Origin of the sequence: Paraburkholderia fynbosensis, assembly GCF_902859935.1 — a bacterium.
Lineage (GTDB): Bacteria > Pseudomonadota > Gammaproteobacteria > Burkholderiales > Burkholderiaceae > Paraburkholderia > Paraburkholderia fynbosensis.
The window spans coordinates 66,124-83,456 of record NZ_CADIKI010000004.1; the positions used below are offsets into that span (position 1 = coordinate 66,124).

Sequence of the window (17,333 nt, forward strand, 5' to 3'; positions counted from 1 at the left end):
GCGCCCCCTTTCCCGCGATGCTTTATCATTGGGCCCGCTCCGCTTGCCGGAGCCTGAGCCCGATGCGGCGCAGCTTACCGCGAGGCGGGCCTCATACCCCGTCCTCTGGTTTTTCCGCCGGTAATTGGCGCATGGGCGTGCGATCGAGCACGCCGATGATGGCGCCCGCGCGTATGCGCCAACCGCGCAAGGCTTCGCCGACCGCTTTTCCAGATCCCGTATTTTGCGCTGCGCGGCCCGTTCGCGCGACGCGGCAACCGTTCGAACAAGAGGTACACGATGAATTCATCCCACCCGTCGGACGCACGCGTCTCGCAGACCCGTTCGTTTTCGACGGTCTTTCTGATCGAGATGTGGGAGCGTTTCGGCTATTACGGCATGGCCGCGTTGCTCGTGCTGTTCATGATCGACAAGCTTAACTTCACCGACAGCCACGCGACGCTCACGTGGGGCGCATTCACGGCGCTGGTGTACGCGTCGCCGTCGATCGGCGGCTGGATCGGCGACAAGATTCTCGGTGCACGCCGCACGATGATCTTCGGCGCTGGCGTGCTGAGCGCCGGCTACTTCATGCTGGCGCTGCCCAACGACCAGCTCGCGTACATGTACGCGTCGCTCGGCGTGATCGTGGTCGGCAATGGCCTCTTCAAGGCAAACGCGGCGAACCTCGTGCGCCGCATTTATGAAGGCGACGACGCGCGCATCGATAGCGCGTTCACGATCTACTACATGGCGGTCAACATCGGCTCGACCGTGTCGATGCTCGCCACGCCGTGGATCAAAGACCATTGGGGCTGGCACGCGGCGTTCGCCGTGTGCTGCGCGGGCATGCTGCTGTCGGTGCTGAACTACTTCGTCATGTTCCGCACGCTCGCGCATATCGGCTCCGCGCCGGATGCCGAACCGGTGCGCTGGAAGCGTGTCGGCGCGGTCGCGCTCGGCGGCCTCGTGCTCGGTGCGGCGACGATGTTCGTGCTGCAGCACAAGGCGATCGCGGTGGCCTGTGTGTATGCGGCGGGCATCGCGATTCTGGCGATCTTCGGCTACATGCTGATGAAGTGCGAACGCTCCGAGCGCGCGGGACTCGTCGCCGCGCTGATTCTGACCGCGCAGGTGATCCTGTTCTTCGTGTTCTACGTGCAGATGTCGACCTCGCTCACGCTGTTCGCCCTGCGCAATGTCGATCCGCGTTTCACGCTGTTCGGCGCGACGCTGTTCACGTGGAGCGCCGCGCAGTTCCAGGCGCTCAACCCGATCTGGATCATGCTGCTGAGCCCGTTGCTCGCGCTGCTGTACACGAAGCTCGCGAGAAATGGCAAGGACCTGCCGGTGGCGGTGAAATACGCGTTCGGTTTCGCGGTGGTGGCGGCCGGCTTCTTCGTGTACGCGGCGAGCGGCAACTACGCGGTGGATGGGCGCGTGTCGTCGTGGTTCATGGTGGGCGGCTACGGCCTGTATTCGCTGGGCGAATTGCTGGTGAGCGGGCTGGGACTCGCGATGATCGCGCGCTACGTGCCCGCGCGGATGAGCGGCTTCATGATGGGCGCTTACTTCGTGGCGACCGGCGTGTCGCAGTACCTCGGCAGCGTGGTCGCGAACTTCGCGCAGATGCCGGCCGGCAATCTCGATCCGCTCGAATCGTTGCCGCTCTACATCAAACTGTTCAACGGTCTGGGCTGGCTCGCGGCGGCCGGCGCGCTGGTGGCGGTCCTGTTGCTGCCGCTGATGCGCAAGCTGTCGCGCGAACATCAGCGTTGTGGCGATGAAGCGCGGCAAAACGCGGCACTCGATAGCGTGGCGACGGAATAATCCGCTACAGCTGCGAAAGCGGCGCGAGCCACTTCCGGCGATCCACACACGATCAAAAATGGCGAGCTCGCATAGCAAGTCGCGCCATTTTGCATTTCAGGCGCGCAGCTCTTCGTCCATATCCGCTGCGATAGGGGCGCCAGAGGTAAGCTTGCATTCGTCATTGGTCTTCGAAACAACCATTTCCCAGATATTTGGGGTAGCCACCCGCATGGACATACATATCGCGGTCGAAGGGCATCACGATCTGGCCGGACAGATCTATCGGCAGTTGCGCGCCGGCATCGTCGAAGGACGGCTCGCCGGCGGCACGCGGCTGCCGTCCACGCGCGATCTTGCGACGCAACTTAAGGTGTCGCGCAAGACCACGCTCGACGTCTTCGAGCGGCTGCTCTCCGAGGGCTATCTGAGCGCGCGTGCCGGGTCGGGCACCTTCGTCGCCGACGGTCTCGAGCGTTTGCCGGCGGAACGCTCCGCCCAGGCGCGCGCGGCGCAGTCGTCGCGCGAGCGGACCCAGGCGAAGGCCAAAGCCGCGGCCGCGCGCGCCCAGCCGCTGTGGGAACAGATGCCCGCGAGCTTGCCGCTGCCGCGGCCGTCGGTGCCGTCGCCGCAGGATTTCGTCGGCGGCGCGACCGACAAGGCGCTGTTCCCTTTCGACGTCTGGCGCCGCTGCGTGAATCACGCGTTGCGTACGCAGGCGCGCGGCCCCGGCACGTATCGCGACGCGGCGGGCGAGCAGGAGCTGCGCCTCGCGATCTCGCGCTACCTCGCATTCAACCGCGCGGTGGCGAGCAACTGGGAAGACGTGATCGTCACGCAGGGCGCGCAGCACGCGCTCGATCTGATGGCGCGCATCACGCTGCGGCCCGGTGAAGTCGCCGCGCTCGAAGACCCCGGCTATCCGCCCGCGCTTGCGTGTTTCAAGGCCACCGGCGCGCGCGTCGTGCCGGTGCCGGTGGACAGTCAAGGGTTGATCGTCAGCAAGCTGCCGGACAAGGCACGGCTCGTCTACGTGACGCCGTCGCATCAGTTTCCGCTCGGCATGCCGATGAGCCTCGAGCGTCGCGTCGAACTGCTCGAATGGGCGCAGAAGCGCGGCGCGGTGATCATCGAGGACGACTACGACTGCGAATACCGCTTCGAAGGCCGGCCGATGGAGCCGCTGAAGAGCCTCGATCGCGCCGGACTGGTCGCCTACGTAGGCACGTTCTCAAAGACGATTTTTCCGGAGCTGCGGGTCGGCTACGTGGTGCCGCCGGCATCGCTCTATGGTCCGCTCGTCAAGGCGCGTCAGATCGCCGACTGGCATGGCTGCACGCTCACGCAAACCGCGCTCGCGTCTTTCATGCTCAACGGCGACTTCGCCAAGCATCTGCGCCGCATGCACAAGATCTACGCGGCGCGCCGCACGATGCTGCTCGACCATCTGCACGGCGACCTCGCACCGTGGTTCGAACCGATCGTGCCGACCGCCGGCATCCACATGGCGGCGCGTCTGCGCGCGCCTTTGACGGAGCAGGCGGTGGTCGACGCGGCGCGCGAGGCGTCGATCGGTTTGTATGGGTTGGCGCCGTTTCATCGGCATGCGCAGCCGCGGGCCGGCCTGATGTTCGGCTACGGCAGCATCGCGGTGGAACACATCGATGCGGCGCTCACGACGCTCGCCGCCCTCCTGCCGCGTGTGGCGCATTGACGCTTGTCGCCAGCCGGGGTTCGTGCGGGCACGCTCTGCCGCAGGTCGAGTCGTTATCGGTTGCGCTGCGACGCGCGCCCGAACCGCGGTCTAACACGGTGTTCTTCGCCATCGCAAAGCACCTGGCGCAGCCGTACGCTGAAGACGAATGTGCCTGTATTCATGCATCGAAACGAACTGTAACGTGCGTTACGTGTTCGTGTTGCGCAGCGTGCCGACACACGTTTACCCGCTAAAACAAGCATCAAAATGTGTTGTGGAGTCTGCGCCACGCAACAAACCTTCGAGGGAATACACAAAAGAGTCGCGCAAATCGTATTAGCGCTTGTAGAATCCGGCGTTGAAGCGTGCGCATACGGTGTGCGCTTCTTGCAATTCACTGACCACAACAGGTAGGAGAAACATGCCGACTTCCGCAAAAAAGGTGGCCAAGAAGGCTGCTGCCCCGGTACCGACCAAGAAGGTTGCTGCAAAGAAAGTCCCTGCGAAGAAAGCCGTCGCAGCTAAGAAGGTCGCCGTGAAGGCTTCCAGCGCACCGTCGCCGATCAAGGACACCTTCACGAAGGCCTCGCTGGCTGCTCACGTCGCTGAACGCGCTGCTGTCGAACCGAAGACCGCCAAGGCCGTGCTGGCCGCGCTCGAAGACACGATCCTCGGCGCCGTCCACAAGAAGGGCGCTGGCGAATTCACGCTGTCGGGTCTTCTGAAGATCGTCGTGCAAGCTGTGCCGGCGAAGAAGAAGCGCTTCGGCAAAGACCCGTTCTCGGGCGAAGAGCGTTGGTTCCCGGCCAAGCCGGCTAGCGTGCGCATCAAGGCGCGTGCGCTGAAGAAGCTGAAAGACGCTGCAGCAGGCTGATCGCGCATCGAGCGTGGCCGTGGTGCCGACCGTCATGGTTTGACATGACCTTGGCTCACGGTTGAGCCGGTTCGCTATGCGAGTTGTCCCGAAGTCCCCGTGGATGAAAATCCACGGGGACTTTTTTGTGCGTCTTCAGCGTGCGAGTTCCGCTCGCGTGCATCACGGTGCCGCGCATGCACTGTACTGGCGCATCATGATCCGCCGCAGTACGATGGCAGCGAAGCCTTGCCGGCGTGGGGTGCGCTGTTAGCGTGCATGCAACGTGTTCCGTCCGCTAAAAGCGCAATGGCATAGCGCTTGCTTGATCGATTGTCGAACACCGAATGCGCAGCGCATTCGCCTTCTATCCGACAACAAGAGCGGGGCGTGACATGCGATGCTATGACGAGATGCGTCATCATGACGATGCCGTGCGGCCACACTACACACGCTTCGAGCGATGGTTGGTCGAGCAGGGCAACGAGGCGATCGCGCGCAAGCGTGCGGAAGCGGACTTGCTGTTTCGTCGGGTCGGCATCACCTTCGCGGTGAACGGCGATCTGTCCGGCACTGAGCGGCTGATTCCCTTCGACCTGATCCCGCGCATCATCCCGCGCGGCGAATGGCAGACGCTCGAAGCCGGTCTGCGTCAGCGCGTGCAGGCGCTCAATCTGTTCATCCACGACGTCTATCACGATCGCAACATCGTGCGCGCTGGCATCGTGCCGGCCGAGCAGGTCTATACCAATGCGCAGTACCGCCCCGAGATGCAGGGCGTGAATGTGCCGCTCGGTGTTTACGCGCATATTGCCGGCGTCGACGTGGTGCGCGCAGGCGACGAGGGCGAGTTCTACGTGCTCGAAGACAATCTGCGGGTGCCGTCGGGCGTTTCCTATATGCTCGAAAACCGCAAGATGATGATGCGGCTTTTCCCCGAGCTGTTCGTGCAGAATCGCATTGCGCCGGTCGCGCATTATCCCGATCTGCTGCTCGATACGTTGCGCTCGGTCGCCCCCGAAGGTGTCGACGATCCGGTGGTGGTGGTGCTCACGCCGGGCATGTACAACTCCGCGTATTTCGAACACACCTTCCTCGCGCAGCAGATGGGCGTCGAACTGGTGGAAGGCAAAGACCTGTTCGTCGACGACAACTATGTGTTCATGCGCACCACGCAGGGGCCGAAGCGCGTCGACGTGATCTATCGCCGCGTCGACGACGACTTTCTCGATCCGCTCGCATTCCGCAACGACTCGGCGCTCGGCGTGCCGGGCTTGCTGACCGCGTATCGCGCCGGCCGCGTGGCGCTCGCCAATGCGATGGGCACCGGCATCGCCGACGACAAATCGATCTACCCGTACGTGCCGGAGATGATCGAGTTCTACCTCGGGGAGAAGCCGATCCTCAACAACGTGCCTACGTTCCAGTGCCGCAAGCCCGACGATCTGGCGTACACCCTCGCCCATCTGCCCGAACTGGTGGTCAAGGAAGTGCATGGCGCGGGCGGCTACGGAATGCTGGTGGGACCGGCCTCGACCACGGCCGAAATCGAAGCGTTCCGTGAACGCCTGATCGCGCGGCCGGCCGGTTATATCGCGCAGCCCACGCTCGCGCTGTCCGCGTGTCCGACCTTTGTCGAGGCGGGCATCGCGCCGCGCCATATCGATCTGCGGCCGTTCGTGCTGTCGGGCAAGACCGTCACGATGGTGGCCGGGGGCCTCACGCGCGTGGCGTTGCAGGAGGGATCGCTCGTCGTCAATTCGTCGCAGGGAGGCGGGACCAAAGATACGTGGATGGTCGACTGACGCCGTTGCGATGCGCTTGCCGCTGCCGCTCATCGGGCAGCCGGGCGGGCGCGTTCGCAGCCCAGCGCGCAGCGCGCAGCGGCGGCACGCCATACGTGGTACGCAATACGCGGCACGCCGCCCGCGCATCGGGATAACCAGCGAGCCTGTACTTTTACTTTTAGCGTAAGCCTCGCCTCATCAGACACGGAACGCCGTCATGCTAAGCCGCACCGCCGATCACCTTTTCTGGATGGCCCGTTACATGGAGCGCGCGGAGAACACCGCCCGCATGCTCGACATCAACCTGAAGGCGCTGCTGTTGCCGCAGACCGCCGAACAGGAGGCGCGCGCGCAACGTTCGGTGCTGCGCATCTCCGAGCTTGAAAGCGCGTTCGCGCAGCGCTATGACGAGCCCACCCGCGAACACGTGCTCGACTTCATGGTCGCGGATGCGAACAACCCGTCGAGCATTCATTCGTGCCTGCAGGCCGCGCGCGAAAACGCCCGCGCGGTGCGCGGCACGTTGACGACCGAATGGTGGGAAACCATCAACGACACGTGGCTCGAATTCAACGAGCGCATCTCGTCCGGGCAGGCGGCGCACAATCCGGGCGCGCTGTTCGAATGGGTGAAGTTCCGCTCGCATCTGTCGCGCGGCGTGACGATCGGCACCGCGCTGCAGGACGACGCATTCTTCTTCACGCAGCTCGGCACCTACCTCGAACGCGCCGACAACACCGCGCGGATTCTCGACGTGCGCTTCGCGGATGTCGAACCGAATTCACGCGACGCCGCGCGCCAGCTCGAAGACTTCTATTACTGGACCTCGATTCTGAGTTCGGTGTCGGCGCTCGAAATCTACCGCAAGGTGTATCGCGACGTCGTCACGCCGGCGCGGGTGGTCGAACTCATGATCCTGAACCAGCAGATGCCGCGCTCGCTGCTCGCATCGGTCGACGGCGTCTGCACGAATCTGGCGATGCTGCGCACCTCGGGCTCGAACCAGTGTGAGCGTTTCGCCGGCAAGCTGCGCGCCGAGCTGGTCTATTCCGATATCCGGCAGATTTTCGAAGCCGGCCTGCACGCCTATCTGACTCAGTTTCTCGCTCGCGTGTTCGAGCTGGGCAATCTGGTCGCGCGTACCTATCTGATGCTGCCAGTCGCCTGACGGAGTTTTATATGTACCTGACGATCCGCCACGACACGTCGTATCGCTACGAAGCGACGGTCCATTATTCGATCCAGCAATTGCGCCTGACGCCGGCGAGCGGCGCCGCCCAGATCGTGCGGCGCTGGAGCATCGATGCGCCGGGCAAGCTCGACGCGACCTTCGATGCGTACGGCAACGTGCTGCATACGCTGGTCATCAACAAGCCGCATAGCGAGATCCGTCTGCAGGTGTCCGGCGAAGTGGACACGATTCCGCTCGTCGACGGTCTGCTGCGCGACGCGGCCGGCCCGATTCCGCTCGAACATTTCACCTGCGCGACGCGGCTGACCGAGGCTGACGCGGCGATCCGCGAACTGGCCGCGTCGGTGCCGAGTCTCGCGAGTTCGGCGCGTCTGATCGAGCTGTCCGAGCAGATCGTGCAGCGCGTGAAGTATCGCCCCGGCATCACCGAGGTCACCAGCACGGCGGCCCAGGCGCTCGCGCTCGGTAATGGCGTGTGCCAGGACCATGCGCATCTGATGCTGGCGTGCTGCCGCGCGCGAGGCATTCCCGCGCGCTACGTGAGCGGCTATATCGAACCCGGCGACCTGTCCGCGATGGAAGCCTCCGCCGCGGCGCCGCACGGCGCGAGTCACGCATGGGTGGACGTGTGGCTCGACGGCAAGGGCTGGATTTCGATCGACGTCACGCATGCCGCGTTTGCCAGCGAGATCTATTGCCGGCTCGCCGTCGCACGCGACTACGAGGCCGCCGCGCCGGTGCGTGGACGGCGTATCGGCGGACTGGAAGAGCAATTGAAGGTGTCGGTGACGGTCAGCGCGCAGATGCCTCAGTAGACGGCCAGGAAGGCGCCTCGCGGACCCTGTGCGGCTCTGCCTCGCCACGGGGTCCGGCGGAGCGCTCGAATGCTCGTCCTTCAGGACGAACCCGTCACGGCCGACATACAGATAGAGGCGCAGAACAGACGCACAGAGAGCGACGCAGACGGAAACGCATGCGAGCCGCATTACAATAGCGCCGTTCAGTTGCTTTTCGCGGGTACCTTATGACCTACTGCGTAGCGATGGCCGTCGACGACGGTCTCGTGTTCCTGTCGGACACGCGCACCAATGCGGGCGTCGATCACATCAGCACGGCGCGCAAGATGTCGGTGTTCGAGCAGCCGGGCGAGCGCATGCTCGTGCTGCTGGGCGCCGGCAATCTGTCGCTCACGCAAGCGGTGCTGCACGAGTTGTCCGAACCCGCCGACCCCGCGTTGCCGACGCTCTGGAGCGCTCCCACGATGGCCGACGCGGCGCGCGTGATCGGCCGCGCGGTGCGCTGCGTGCATCAGCGCGAGGCGCAGGCGCTGCAGGAGTTCGGCGTCGATTTCAATTGCAGCTTCATTCTCGGCGGTCAGATCGCCGGTAACCGCACGCGCCTGTTCATGATCTACGCGGCGGGCAACTTCATCGAAGCGTCGGCCGTGAATCCGTACTTCCAGATCGGCGAGGCCAAGTACGGCAAGCCGATCATCGACCGCGTGCTGACGCCGTCCACGCCGCTCGACGAAGCCGCCAAGTGCGCGCTGATCTCGATGGATTCGACGCTGCGCTCGAACCTGTCGGTGGGTTTGCCGCTAGATCTGCTGGTGTACGAGAAGGACGCGCTGCGCGTCACGCGGTTCGTGTCGATCGATCATGGCAACGCGTACTTCGAGATGATCCACAGCACGTGGGGCGAGCAGTTGCGCCAGGTGTTCGGCTCGATTCCCGATCCAGACTGGCAGGACGCGGCCGACGTGCCGTCGTTGCAGCGCGAGCGGGCGCTAGTGCTGCATCGCGCGCCGGTCGGCGCAGACGGTATCGAGCATGAACTCGACGCGAAGCCGGCGCAGACGCTCGCGCAGGCGGATAAAGGGAAGACGCAGCGGCGGTAGGGTATATCGCGGAATACGAAGGTCGTCGCGAGTCCGGCAAGGGGCTCGTCGGCGGCTTTTTTTTGCCACGTCACTTTCCGTTGCCGTTGCCGTTGCCGCGCTTGCGCCCGGTTCTCGCTGACGGATAAGCGCATCGACCCGCACCCGCCCAGCCGCAAAAACCATCACCTCAAGACGAAAAAAAGCCAGCCTTCGGCATTGCCTCTGGCTGGCTTTTGACTACGTCGCTTTCAGCTACGTAGCAAGTTCCGATTAGAACTTGTGACGGATACCGAGGCTGACCATGACCTGGTTGTCGGTGCTAGCCTGGTAGCCATACGAACCGATCGAAGCCGTAGAGGAGACCAGCTGACCCGTGCTCGGATCACGCTGTTCGCCGCTTGCATGCTGCCATGCGCCGACCAGGTACAAGTCCGTGCGCTTCGAGAGCGAGTAATCGCCGCCCAGCGACACCTGGTGATACGTCGCCGACGAGTCGCCGTGCCCCTTCGTGTACGCGTAGCCAACGCCCAGCAGCGCTGCCGGCGTGATCTGATAGCCCAAATAGGCGCGACCCACTTCGTACTTCTGGGTCTGACCGAAGCTCGAGCTTCCGTCCTGGTAGTACTGTGCGTTGCTGTAGCTCAGGTTACCCGTCCACGGACCCGTAACGTACTGAACGGCAACCGACGCGATGCCGATGCGCGAGGCAGTAGCGTAGGCTGCGTTGATGCCCGCTACGTCGGAGGGGCCGTCAAACATGCCATCCGACGTGCTGCTCCAACCCGTACGGACCGGGGCCGTCGTGTGGTTGTTGCTCATCGAGAGGTAGCCAGCAGCGATGCTGAACGGACCCGTCGCATACGTTCCCGCAGCACCCCAGGTTTGGCCCGAACCCGTTTGACCTGCAACACCGCCCAGTGCATACAGACCTTCGAACTGGAAGCCTGCGAACACCGGCGAAACGTACTTGACCGAGCTGTTCGTGCGCGAGCTGTTGTCGTTGTTGTCCACGTCGCCCGGCGTTGCGAACGTGCTACCGAAGTAGTTGTCGCCCGTCAGCGGCTGAACCATGTCGACCAGCGGGTCGTATTGACGGCCGGCCGTGATCGTACCGTAGGCGTCGTGCGACAAGCCGACGTAGGCCTGGCGACCGAACAGGCGGCTGCCTTGACCCAGCTTGCCGGTGTTGATGTCAAAGCCGTTTTCCAACTGGAAGATTGCCTTCAGGCCGCCGCCCAGGTCTTCCGTGCCCTTCAGGCCGAAACGGTTACCCTGGAGGTTGCCGCCGAACAGTTGCACGAGGCTGCCACCGTTGGGGGTGGCGTTGTTCACGTATTGGACCGATTCATCGATCAAGCCATACAGGGTGACGCTGCTTTGAGCATGTGCCACGCCGGTGACGCCGAGGAGCGCCAGCGAGAGGGTAGACAGTGCGATTCGTTTCATCCATTTCTCCACGCGATGATTAGTTTCGTTGTTGCGGAAAGGAGAATAGCTCACGGTGTCTACCGGCAAGAACTGGAAAAAAAAGAGTGTCGTCAAAAACTGACAAACCACGCAAAGCCTTGTATTTAAAGAACGTTAGGGATTATTTCCGTTTGAGCAATATTTATTCGTTGATTGAGCATTATTGTTGTTTTGTTGACAGTGACGGATTGGTTATCGCCACATCTGGCATTGATTCGAAGGCTTCGTGTAAGAAAGTTGTCTATTCGTCTGAACGATTCCCGCAACGAAAACACAGAAGCGCAAAGACCCGTGCCCAGAGAAAAGCCGGACAGAATCGATATGCTTTGGCCAACTGCAACCGGGCGTCCGCGTAGCGGTGCACCGTTGGCGCGCGGATGGCGGGCTCGATTGCGCCAGGGGATCAGCGATCGTCGCCCGTGCGGCGCGCGACCGTTGCGGCAGCCAGGCCGGCCGCTGCGGCAAGCAGCACCGAGGTCCACGGATTACGTCTGACGTAGCGGTCCGCCGCCGCCGCTTTGCGGCCGGCTTCGACGAGCGCGTCGGCGGCGAGGCGGGTGGCCTGCGCTTCCGCCATGGCGACACCGCGTCCAACCTTGACGGCGGTCGCGCGCGCCGAAGCGCCGGTGTGCGCCGGTGTGCGGGAAGCGGTTGCAGACGCCGCTGCGGACGGCACGCCACTCGCGGGTGTGCGCGCCGCGTGTCTGGATCCCGCCGCGTCGGCATACCCCGGTACGGTCGACGCCGCCAGCACCGACGCGAGTTTCGCGCGGCTGCCCGGTGGCGCGCCCGCCTGGATGCCCCAGCCGCCGCGCGGATCGTGCACGCGCCCGCGCGCCGCCGAAAATTCCGCGCCGAGCAGCAGCACAACCGCCGAGAAGTACAGCCACATCAGCAGCACCGCGAGCGAGCCCGCCGCGCCGAACGACGTCGCCATACCCGCGTGCGCCAGATACAGCGCGAACAGTTTCTTGCCCGCCGAAAACAGCACGGCCGCGACAATGCCGCCGACGAGCGCATCGCGCCAGCGCACCGTGGCGTCCGGCAGAAACTTGAGCAGGCCGGCGAACGCGAACGCCAGTACCAGCAGGCCGACGCCCAGTTGCAGCAGGTTGCCGATCATCACGTACGGCGAGTTGCCCCACAGCCAGTTGCCGACAAACGTGATGACCGTATCGAGCACCAGCGAAACGATCAACAGGAAAGCGACGCCCAGCACCAGTCCGAACGAAATCAGGCGCACCCGCACCAGTGCGATCACGCTGGAGGTGCGAGGTCCGGTGTAAGGCCACACCTGATTGAGCGCGTTATTGAGCGACGAGAACGTGGCCGACGCGCCGATCGCCAGCGCCGAAAACGAGATGATCGCCGCGATGCCGCCCGCATTGCCGCTGTGATGCGCGTTTTCGACGATGGTCTGGACGCCCGCGGCGGCCTGGTCGCCGAGCAAGCCGTTGATGTGGTGGTACAGCTCGCCGCGCGCGGCGGCGGCGCCGAAGAACCAGCCGGCTACCGCGATCACCATCACCAGCGTCGGCGCGAGCGAGAAGGCGGCATAGAAGGCGATGCTGGCGGCCATCGCGGCGCAGCGGTCGTCGGCGAACTGCTTGAATGCGCCGATCGCCCAGTTGGCCTGTTTGCGGGCGACGTGCTGGAGGTTCTCGGAGGAAAGGGTGTCGATGTCCATGTCGTGTTTCTCAATGGGATGCGGGCGTGGCAAACGCCGTGTGCGAGCCGTTGAGGTGGCCCCCGACGTAGTCTTCGCCGCAGTCTTCGCATGCGTGTGTTGCGCAAACCTTGTGCCCGTCACTATATACAAGCAAATTGCGCGGCGGGCGCTCGTCGCGGGAAACGGCTCACGACGGGCCGGCAGGGTCGGACGTCGGCGGCACACGCGAGGCGATGCCGGCCGAACACGCGCCATGCGCCATGGGCCACGCTCCGCGCGATGCGCGCAAGCGAAGTGTGCCGTTAGAATGCGGAGGCATTCTCAACCCTTGCTCATACACTATGCATTCGCACGAACTCGTACAGCAGCTGGACGTCATTGCGGCGGAACAATGGAGCGCGCACTTGCCCGTGCACGTGGTCGAGCAGTTGCCGGCTCATGGCGTAACGGTCTTCCAGGTCACCGACGATGCCTCCGACACCGCCGCATTCAGCGCGCGCTATGGCTTCGGACTCGAAGACTGCGCGAACACGATCGTGATCCGCTACAAGAAAGAGGGTGCCGAGCATTACGCGGCGGTGGTCTCGCTGGGTTCGCTGCGGCTCGATATCAACGGTGCGGTGAAGGCGGCACTGGGCGCGCAGCGGCTCTCGTTCGCCAAACGCGAGCAGGCGGTGGAGCACAGCGGCATGGAATTCGGCGGTATCACCGCGTTTGGCTTGCCGGCCGACTGGCGCATCCTCGTCGACGCCGCCGTGATGCAGCGTGCGCAGATCGTAATGGGCGCAGGCGTGCGCGCGGCCAAGCTGCTGCTCGCGCCTGACGTGCTGCGGCAGTGGCCGCGCTGCGAAGTCGTGTCGCTCACGTTGCCGGCCGAGTGAGGGCTGACGTGCCCGCCATGCCGGCAGCCGAAGCTGGACCATCACACAGCATGCGCGGGCAAGAGCCTCCGCGCTCAGTCGGCGTGGTGCCCGCTACCGGCTACCCACGCGCATTGAAGAACAAAACCTGAAGTTTTCCCCCGCTCCGCCGTTAATCCAGCAGTCGACATGAACCGTCGCGGCACACGCTCGCGCGGATGCCGGCGACAAGTACAAAGGATACGGAGATGGAACGGTTTCGCCTGAAAGTGCGTCTTTGGCTCGCGCTCGCTGTGATGTGCATGGGCATTCTGGCGATCGGCCTGTGGGGCGCTTTCAAAGCACGCGACACGATGATCGCCGACCGCCAGGCGGAGCTCAAGAGCGTCGTTAGTGTCGCGTACAGCGTGCTGGATCGCTATAACGGTCTGGCCGCGGCCGGCACGCTGCCACTCGCCGATGCGCAGCGCGCGGCGATGGATGACCTGCGCGCGATGCGCTACGACGGCGCTGGCGGCTACCTCGTGCTGGAAGACAGCCACGCCCGCGTGCTGATGCACGGCACGCGCGCCGATCTGGTCGGCAAGGACATGACGGGCGTCACCGATCCGGACGGGCGGCATGTGTTCAAGGAAGGCTCGGAGCAAACCCAGCGCGAAGGCGAAGCGTTCGTCCACCTGCAATTTCCGAAGCCGGGCTCGAGCCAGCTCGCGCCGAAGATCAACTACATGCGGCTCTACAAGCCGTGGGACTGGACCATCGTCACGGGCGTCTATACCGACGACATCGACAGCGCGTTTTACACGGCGCTCATGAAGTACGCGGGCGCGTCGCTGCTGCTGAGCGTGCTGGTGTCGCTCGTGATCGGTGTGATCCTGCGCAGCATTCTGCGGCAGCTCGGCGGCGAACCGGCCTACGCGGCGCAGATCGCCTCGCGGATCGCCGACGGTGATCTCGACGTGGTCGTCGAGACGAAAGCCGGCGACGAGACCAGCCTGCTCGCCGCGATGCGGCGCATGCAGCATCGCCTCGCGCAGGCGATCACGCAGATTCGCGGCGGCGCCACGCTGATCGCGACGGTGTCCCACGAGATCGCCGCCGGCAACGCGGACCTGTCGCGCCGCACCGAACAGCAGGCGAGCGCGCTCGGCGAAACGGCGTCGAGCATGGAGCAGATCACCGCGACCGTAAAACAGAACGCCGACAACGCGAAGCAGGCGAGCCAGCTCGCGCACAACGCATCGGAGACGGCGGCGCGCGGCGGCGAAGTGGTCGGCCAGGTGGTCGAGACCATGCGCGGCATCTCGCAGTCGTCGCACCGGATCGGCGACATCATCGGCGTGATCGAGGGGATTGCGTTTCAGACCAACATTCTTGCGTTGAACGCCGCGGTCGAAGCGGCGCGCGCCGGCGAGGAAGGGCGCGGCTTCGCCGTGGTGGCCGGCGAAGTGCGCACGCTCGCGCAACGCAGCGCGGCGGCCGCGAAGGAAATCAAGGCGCTGATCGAGGAGTCGGCGGCGCAGATCGCGGGCGGCTCGCAGTACGTCGGCCACGCCGGCGACACCATGCAGGAAGTCGTGCTGGCGGTACGCCGAGTGACGGACATCATGGGCGAGATCAGCGCGGCGTCGGTGGAACAGAGCTCGGGCATCGAGCAGGTCAACATCGCGGTCGCGAGCATGGATCAGACGACCCAGCAGAACGCGGCGCTGGTGGAGCAAGCGAGCGCTTCCGCCGAGGTGCTCAAGGAGCAGACTGGCCAGTTGTCCGCGGCGATTGCGGTGTTCACGCTGCCGCAGCAGCGCTGAACCAGCGCTCGTTCACGCGGGCGCGAAGTAGCCTTCGATGATATCGACCACGCGCCACAGCGAGCATGGCCGCCTGCAATGGCCGTCGAAACCGGCTTCTTTGAGCGGACCGATCGGATCGAGCGGCCAGATATTGCTCATTGCCAGCAAAAGGATGCTGGCGTGGGCGGGTTCGGCGCGCACCGTGCGGGCGAACTGGTAGACCGCCGGCGAGTCGAGCCGGGTGTCCAGCAACACCGCGTGGGGACTCCACTGCTTCAGGAAACACTGCAACCTGCCCAGATCCGCGGCATAGATCGCATCGTATCCCTTCACCGAAAGCAGACGTACCAGCGAGTCGCCGATGGCCTTGTCGCGATGCGCGATCAGGATGCGGCGAAGGCTGCTCGGCCGTCGCGCTGCGCCGATTCCAGATCGCAAATTCGGTTTCATCGTCAAGGGATACTCGTCTCGTCACTGGGGCCTCCGCCAGACCTTCATGCGCGAAAACATCTAATGTAGTGAAAAAGAAAGGTTGGCGGGGGAATTTACCTTTCATCAACAACTACATACCGCGCCTTGCCTCCGGCATCCGGCGCGGACAGGGAAGCGAACCGCGCCGGTTTGTGCCGCGCGCATCATGCGAGGCCAATTCCCGCGCGAGTGAGCAAACGCTGATTGCGCTCCGAGAGATTCTTCATGCGCAACTGCTTGCCGGCTTTGCGATAGCGCTCGACCAATCCCTGCAACGCGGCGAGCGCGGAATGGTCCGCGAGCAGCAGGTGGCTGCAATCGACCGTGACGCGTTCAGGATCGTCGAGCGGGTCGAACAGCTCGTGAAAACGCGTGGTCGACGCGAAGAAGAGCGTGCCGCGCGGCACGTAGGTTTTGTCGCCGGCACTGTCTTCGACATGCGCGTGAATTTCGCGGGCATGCTGCCACGCGAAGTTGAGCGCGGCGATCACGATGCCGCACATCACCGCAATCGCCAGATCGGAGAACACGGTGATGATGGTGACCGCGACGATCACCAGCGCGTCGTTACGCGGCACCTTGCCGAGCACGCGCAGCGAGCCCCAGGCGAAGGTCTGCTGTGCCACCACGAACATCACGCCCACCAGCGCCGCGAGCGGAATGCGTTCGATCAGCGGCGACAGGAACAGGATGTACATCAGGATCATCACGCCGCTGACGATGCCCGAGAGCCGCGAACGGCCGCCCGAATTCAGATTGATCATGGTCTGGCCGATCATCGCGCAGCCGCCCATGCCGCCGAACAGACCCGACGCGATATTCGCCGCGCCCAGCGCGAGGCATTCGCGGTTCGGCTGGCCGCGCGTTTCCGTGATCTCGTCGGTCAGATTGAAGGTCAGCAGTGTTTCGAGCAAGCCGACGATCGCCATCAGCACCGCGTAGGGCAACACCACGTGCAGCGTGTCCAGATTCAGCGGCACCGTGGGCAGATGCAGCGTGGGCAACCCGCCTGCGATGTGCGCCATGTCGCCGAGCGTGCGCGTGGGCAGATGCAGCAGTTGCGTGAAGAGCCCCACGCCGACGATCGCCACCAGCGCCGGCGGCGCGGCGCGCGTGAGCCGTGGCAGCAGATAGACGATCGTTATGGTCAGCGCGACGAGGCCGCACATCATCGCCAGCGCGCTGCCGTGCAGCCACTGTTCGCCTTGCGGCGTGCTCTGTTTGAAGTGCGCAAGCTGCGCGGTGGCGATGACGATCGCGAGGCCGTTGACGAAGCCGAGCATCACCGGATGCGGGACCATGCGGATCAGCTTGCCGAGGCGCAACGCGCCGAACAGCAGCATCAGGATGCCGCTGAGTATCACCGTGGCGAGCAGATATTGCGCACCGTGCTGCACGACCAGCGCGACGATGACCACCGCCATCGACCCCGCGGCCCCGGAAATCATGCCGGGCCGCCCGCCGAACAATGCGGTGATGGTGCAGATGAAGAACGCGCCATAGAGGCCCATCAATGGATTGAGGTGGGCGACCAGCGCGAAGGCGATGCATTCCGGCACCAGCGCGAACGACGAGGTCAGGCCTGCGAGCACATTGCTTCTGATGCCGGGCAGCGCAGCGGGCCGACCGTGAGTGGGACTAGCGGTGTTCATTGTCAACGAGGTGGGGAGCGCGGGAGCGCGTGGGCAAGCGGCGTACGTGGCGAGGCACGTGGCGCGGCGCAAGTTGCGTCCGGTGGCCAGGCATTTAGCCTTGACCGGAGACGATCGCAAAATGGCGAAAGGGGTGCATTTTACAGCAGTACGGTCGATGTGACCGGTGAGGCGGGCAAAGGTCGCAACCGCACGGCACACCGCGACCTTGCCTGATGCCGGCGTCACG

Annotated in this window: 13 protein-coding genes; 9 read left to right on the forward strand and 4 right to left on the reverse strand. The window is 64.4% G+C overall.

Annotation, left to right across the window (positions count from 1 at the left end):
• The first annotated feature begins 279 nt into the window (after positions 1-279).
• The 7 genes from HV770_RS08055 to HV770_RS08085 all read left to right on the forward strand — a co-directional run bounded on the left by HV770_RS08055 (position 280) and on the right by HV770_RS08085 (position 9,213).
• Positions 280-1,809 (forward strand): peptide MFS transporter, encoded by a 1,530-nt coding sequence (locus HV770_RS08055; RefSeq protein ID WP_175158903.1) that lies wholly within the window; start codon positions 280-282, stop codon positions 1,807-1,809.
• Positions 1,810-2,020: 211 nt separating this feature from the next.
• Entirely contained in the window at positions 2,021-3,502 is a 1,482-nt protein-coding gene (gene pdxR, locus HV770_RS08060) for a MocR-like pyridoxine biosynthesis transcription factor PdxR (protein WP_175158904.1), read from the forward strand.
• 403 nt (positions 3,503-3,905) lie between these two features.
• The gene (locus HV770_RS08065; protein WP_042326082.1) at positions 3,906-4,358 is read left to right on the forward strand and encodes an HU family DNA-binding protein; all 453 of its coding nucleotides are present in this window, start codon (positions 3,906-3,908) and stop codon (positions 4,356-4,358) included.
• A 374-nt stretch (positions 4,359-4,732) separates the two neighbouring features.
• Positions 4,733-6,142, forward strand: a complete 1,410-nt coding sequence (locus HV770_RS08070; RefSeq protein ID WP_175158905.1) for a circularly permuted type 2 ATP-grasp protein — start codon at positions 4,733-4,735, stop codon at positions 6,140-6,142.
• 199 nt (positions 6,143-6,341) lie between these two features.
• On the forward strand, positions 6,342-7,292 hold the full coding sequence (locus tag HV770_RS08075; RefSeq protein ID WP_121323464.1) for an alpha-E domain-containing protein: 951 nt from the start codon (positions 6,342-6,344) through the stop codon (positions 7,290-7,292).
• A gap of 11 nt (positions 7,293-7,303) precedes the next feature.
• Positions 7,304-8,131 (forward strand): transglutaminase family protein, encoded by an 828-nt coding sequence (locus HV770_RS08080; protein WP_175158906.1) that lies wholly within the window; start codon positions 7,304-7,306, stop codon positions 8,129-8,131.
• A 209-nt stretch (positions 8,132-8,340) separates the two neighbouring features.
• Complete coding sequence (locus HV770_RS08085; protein ID WP_175158907.1) at positions 8,341-9,213, forward strand: proteasome-type protease; 873 nt, start codon at positions 8,341-8,343, stop codon at positions 9,211-9,213.
• 252 nt (positions 9,214-9,465) lie between these two features.
• Here the strand turns inward: HV770_RS08085 and HV770_RS08090 are convergent, their stop codons facing one another.
• Positions 9,466-10,641, reverse strand: coding sequence for a porin (locus HV770_RS08090; RefSeq protein ID WP_175158908.1), 1,176 nt, complete (start codon positions 10,639-10,641; stop codon positions 9,466-9,468).
• 424 nt (positions 10,642-11,065) lie between these two features.
• Positions 11,066-12,349, reverse strand: a complete 1,284-nt coding sequence (locus HV770_RS08095; protein ID WP_175158909.1) for a YihY/virulence factor BrkB family protein — start codon at positions 12,347-12,349, stop codon at positions 11,066-11,068.
• Positions 12,350-12,672: 323 nt separating this feature from the next.
• Here HV770_RS08095 and HV770_RS08100 point away from each other — a divergent pair, with 323 nt between their 5' ends.
• Positions 12,673-13,212 (forward strand): YbaK/EbsC family protein, encoded by a 540-nt coding sequence (locus HV770_RS08100; protein WP_175158910.1) that lies wholly within the window; start codon positions 12,673-12,675, stop codon positions 13,210-13,212.
• 227 nt (positions 13,213-13,439) lie between these two features.
• Complete coding sequence (locus tag HV770_RS08105; protein WP_175158911.1) at positions 13,440-14,999, forward strand: methyl-accepting chemotaxis protein; 1,560 nt, start codon at positions 13,440-13,442, stop codon at positions 14,997-14,999.
• A gap of 12 nt (positions 15,000-15,011) precedes the next feature.
• Here HV770_RS08105 and HV770_RS08110 read toward each other — a convergent pair whose 3' ends face one another.
• On the reverse strand, positions 15,012-15,431 hold the full coding sequence (locus HV770_RS08110) for a response regulator transcription factor (protein WP_175158912.1): 420 nt from the start codon (positions 15,429-15,431) through the stop codon (positions 15,012-15,014).
• Between the two features lie 185 nt (positions 15,432-15,616).
• Positions 15,617-17,104: a SulP family inorganic anion transporter gene (locus HV770_RS08115; RefSeq protein WP_175158913.1), complete on the reverse strand. Its 1,488-nt coding sequence runs from the start codon at positions 17,102-17,104 to the stop codon at positions 15,617-15,619.
• Positions 17,105-17,333: the final 229 nt, after the last annotated feature.

Coding starts and splice junctions, on each gene's coding strand:
- HV770_RS08055 (WP_175158903.1), top strand. CDS start 280: ATGAATTCATCCCACCCGTCGGACGCACGCGTCTCGCAGACCCGTTCG.
- pdxR (WP_175158904.1), top strand. CDS start 2,021: ATGGACATACATATCGCGGTCGAAGGGCATCACGATCTGGCCGGACAG.
- HV770_RS08065 (WP_042326082.1), top strand. CDS start 3,906: ATGCCGACTTCCGCAAAAAAGGTGGCCAAGAAGGCTGCTGCCCCGGTA.
- HV770_RS08070 (WP_175158905.1), top strand. CDS start 4,733: ATGCGATGCTATGACGAGATGCGTCATCATGACGATGCCGTGCGGCCA.
- HV770_RS08075 (WP_121323464.1), top strand. CDS start 6,342: ATGCTAAGCCGCACCGCCGATCACCTTTTCTGGATGGCCCGTTACATG.
- HV770_RS08080 (WP_175158906.1), top strand. CDS start 7,304: ATGTACCTGACGATCCGCCACGACACGTCGTATCGCTACGAAGCGACG.
- HV770_RS08085 (WP_175158907.1), top strand. CDS start 8,341: ATGACCTACTGCGTAGCGATGGCCGTCGACGACGGTCTCGTGTTCCTG.
- HV770_RS08090 (WP_175158908.1), bottom strand. CDS start 10,641: ATGAAACGAATCGCACTGTCTACCCTCTCGCTGGCGCTCCTCGGCGTC.
- HV770_RS08095 (WP_175158909.1), bottom strand. CDS start 12,349: ATGGACATCGACACCCTTTCCTCCGAGAACCTCCAGCACGTCGCCCGC.
- HV770_RS08100 (WP_175158910.1), top strand. CDS start 12,673: ATGCATTCGCACGAACTCGTACAGCAGCTGGACGTCATTGCGGCGGAA.
- HV770_RS08105 (WP_175158911.1), top strand. CDS start 13,440: ATGGAACGGTTTCGCCTGAAAGTGCGTCTTTGGCTCGCGCTCGCTGTG.
- HV770_RS08110 (WP_175158912.1), bottom strand. CDS start 15,431: ATGAAACCGAATTTGCGATCTGGAATCGGCGCAGCGCGACGGCCGAGC.
- HV770_RS08115 (WP_175158913.1), bottom strand. CDS start 17,104: ATGAACACCGCTAGTCCCACTCACGGTCGGCCCGCTGCGCTGCCCGGC.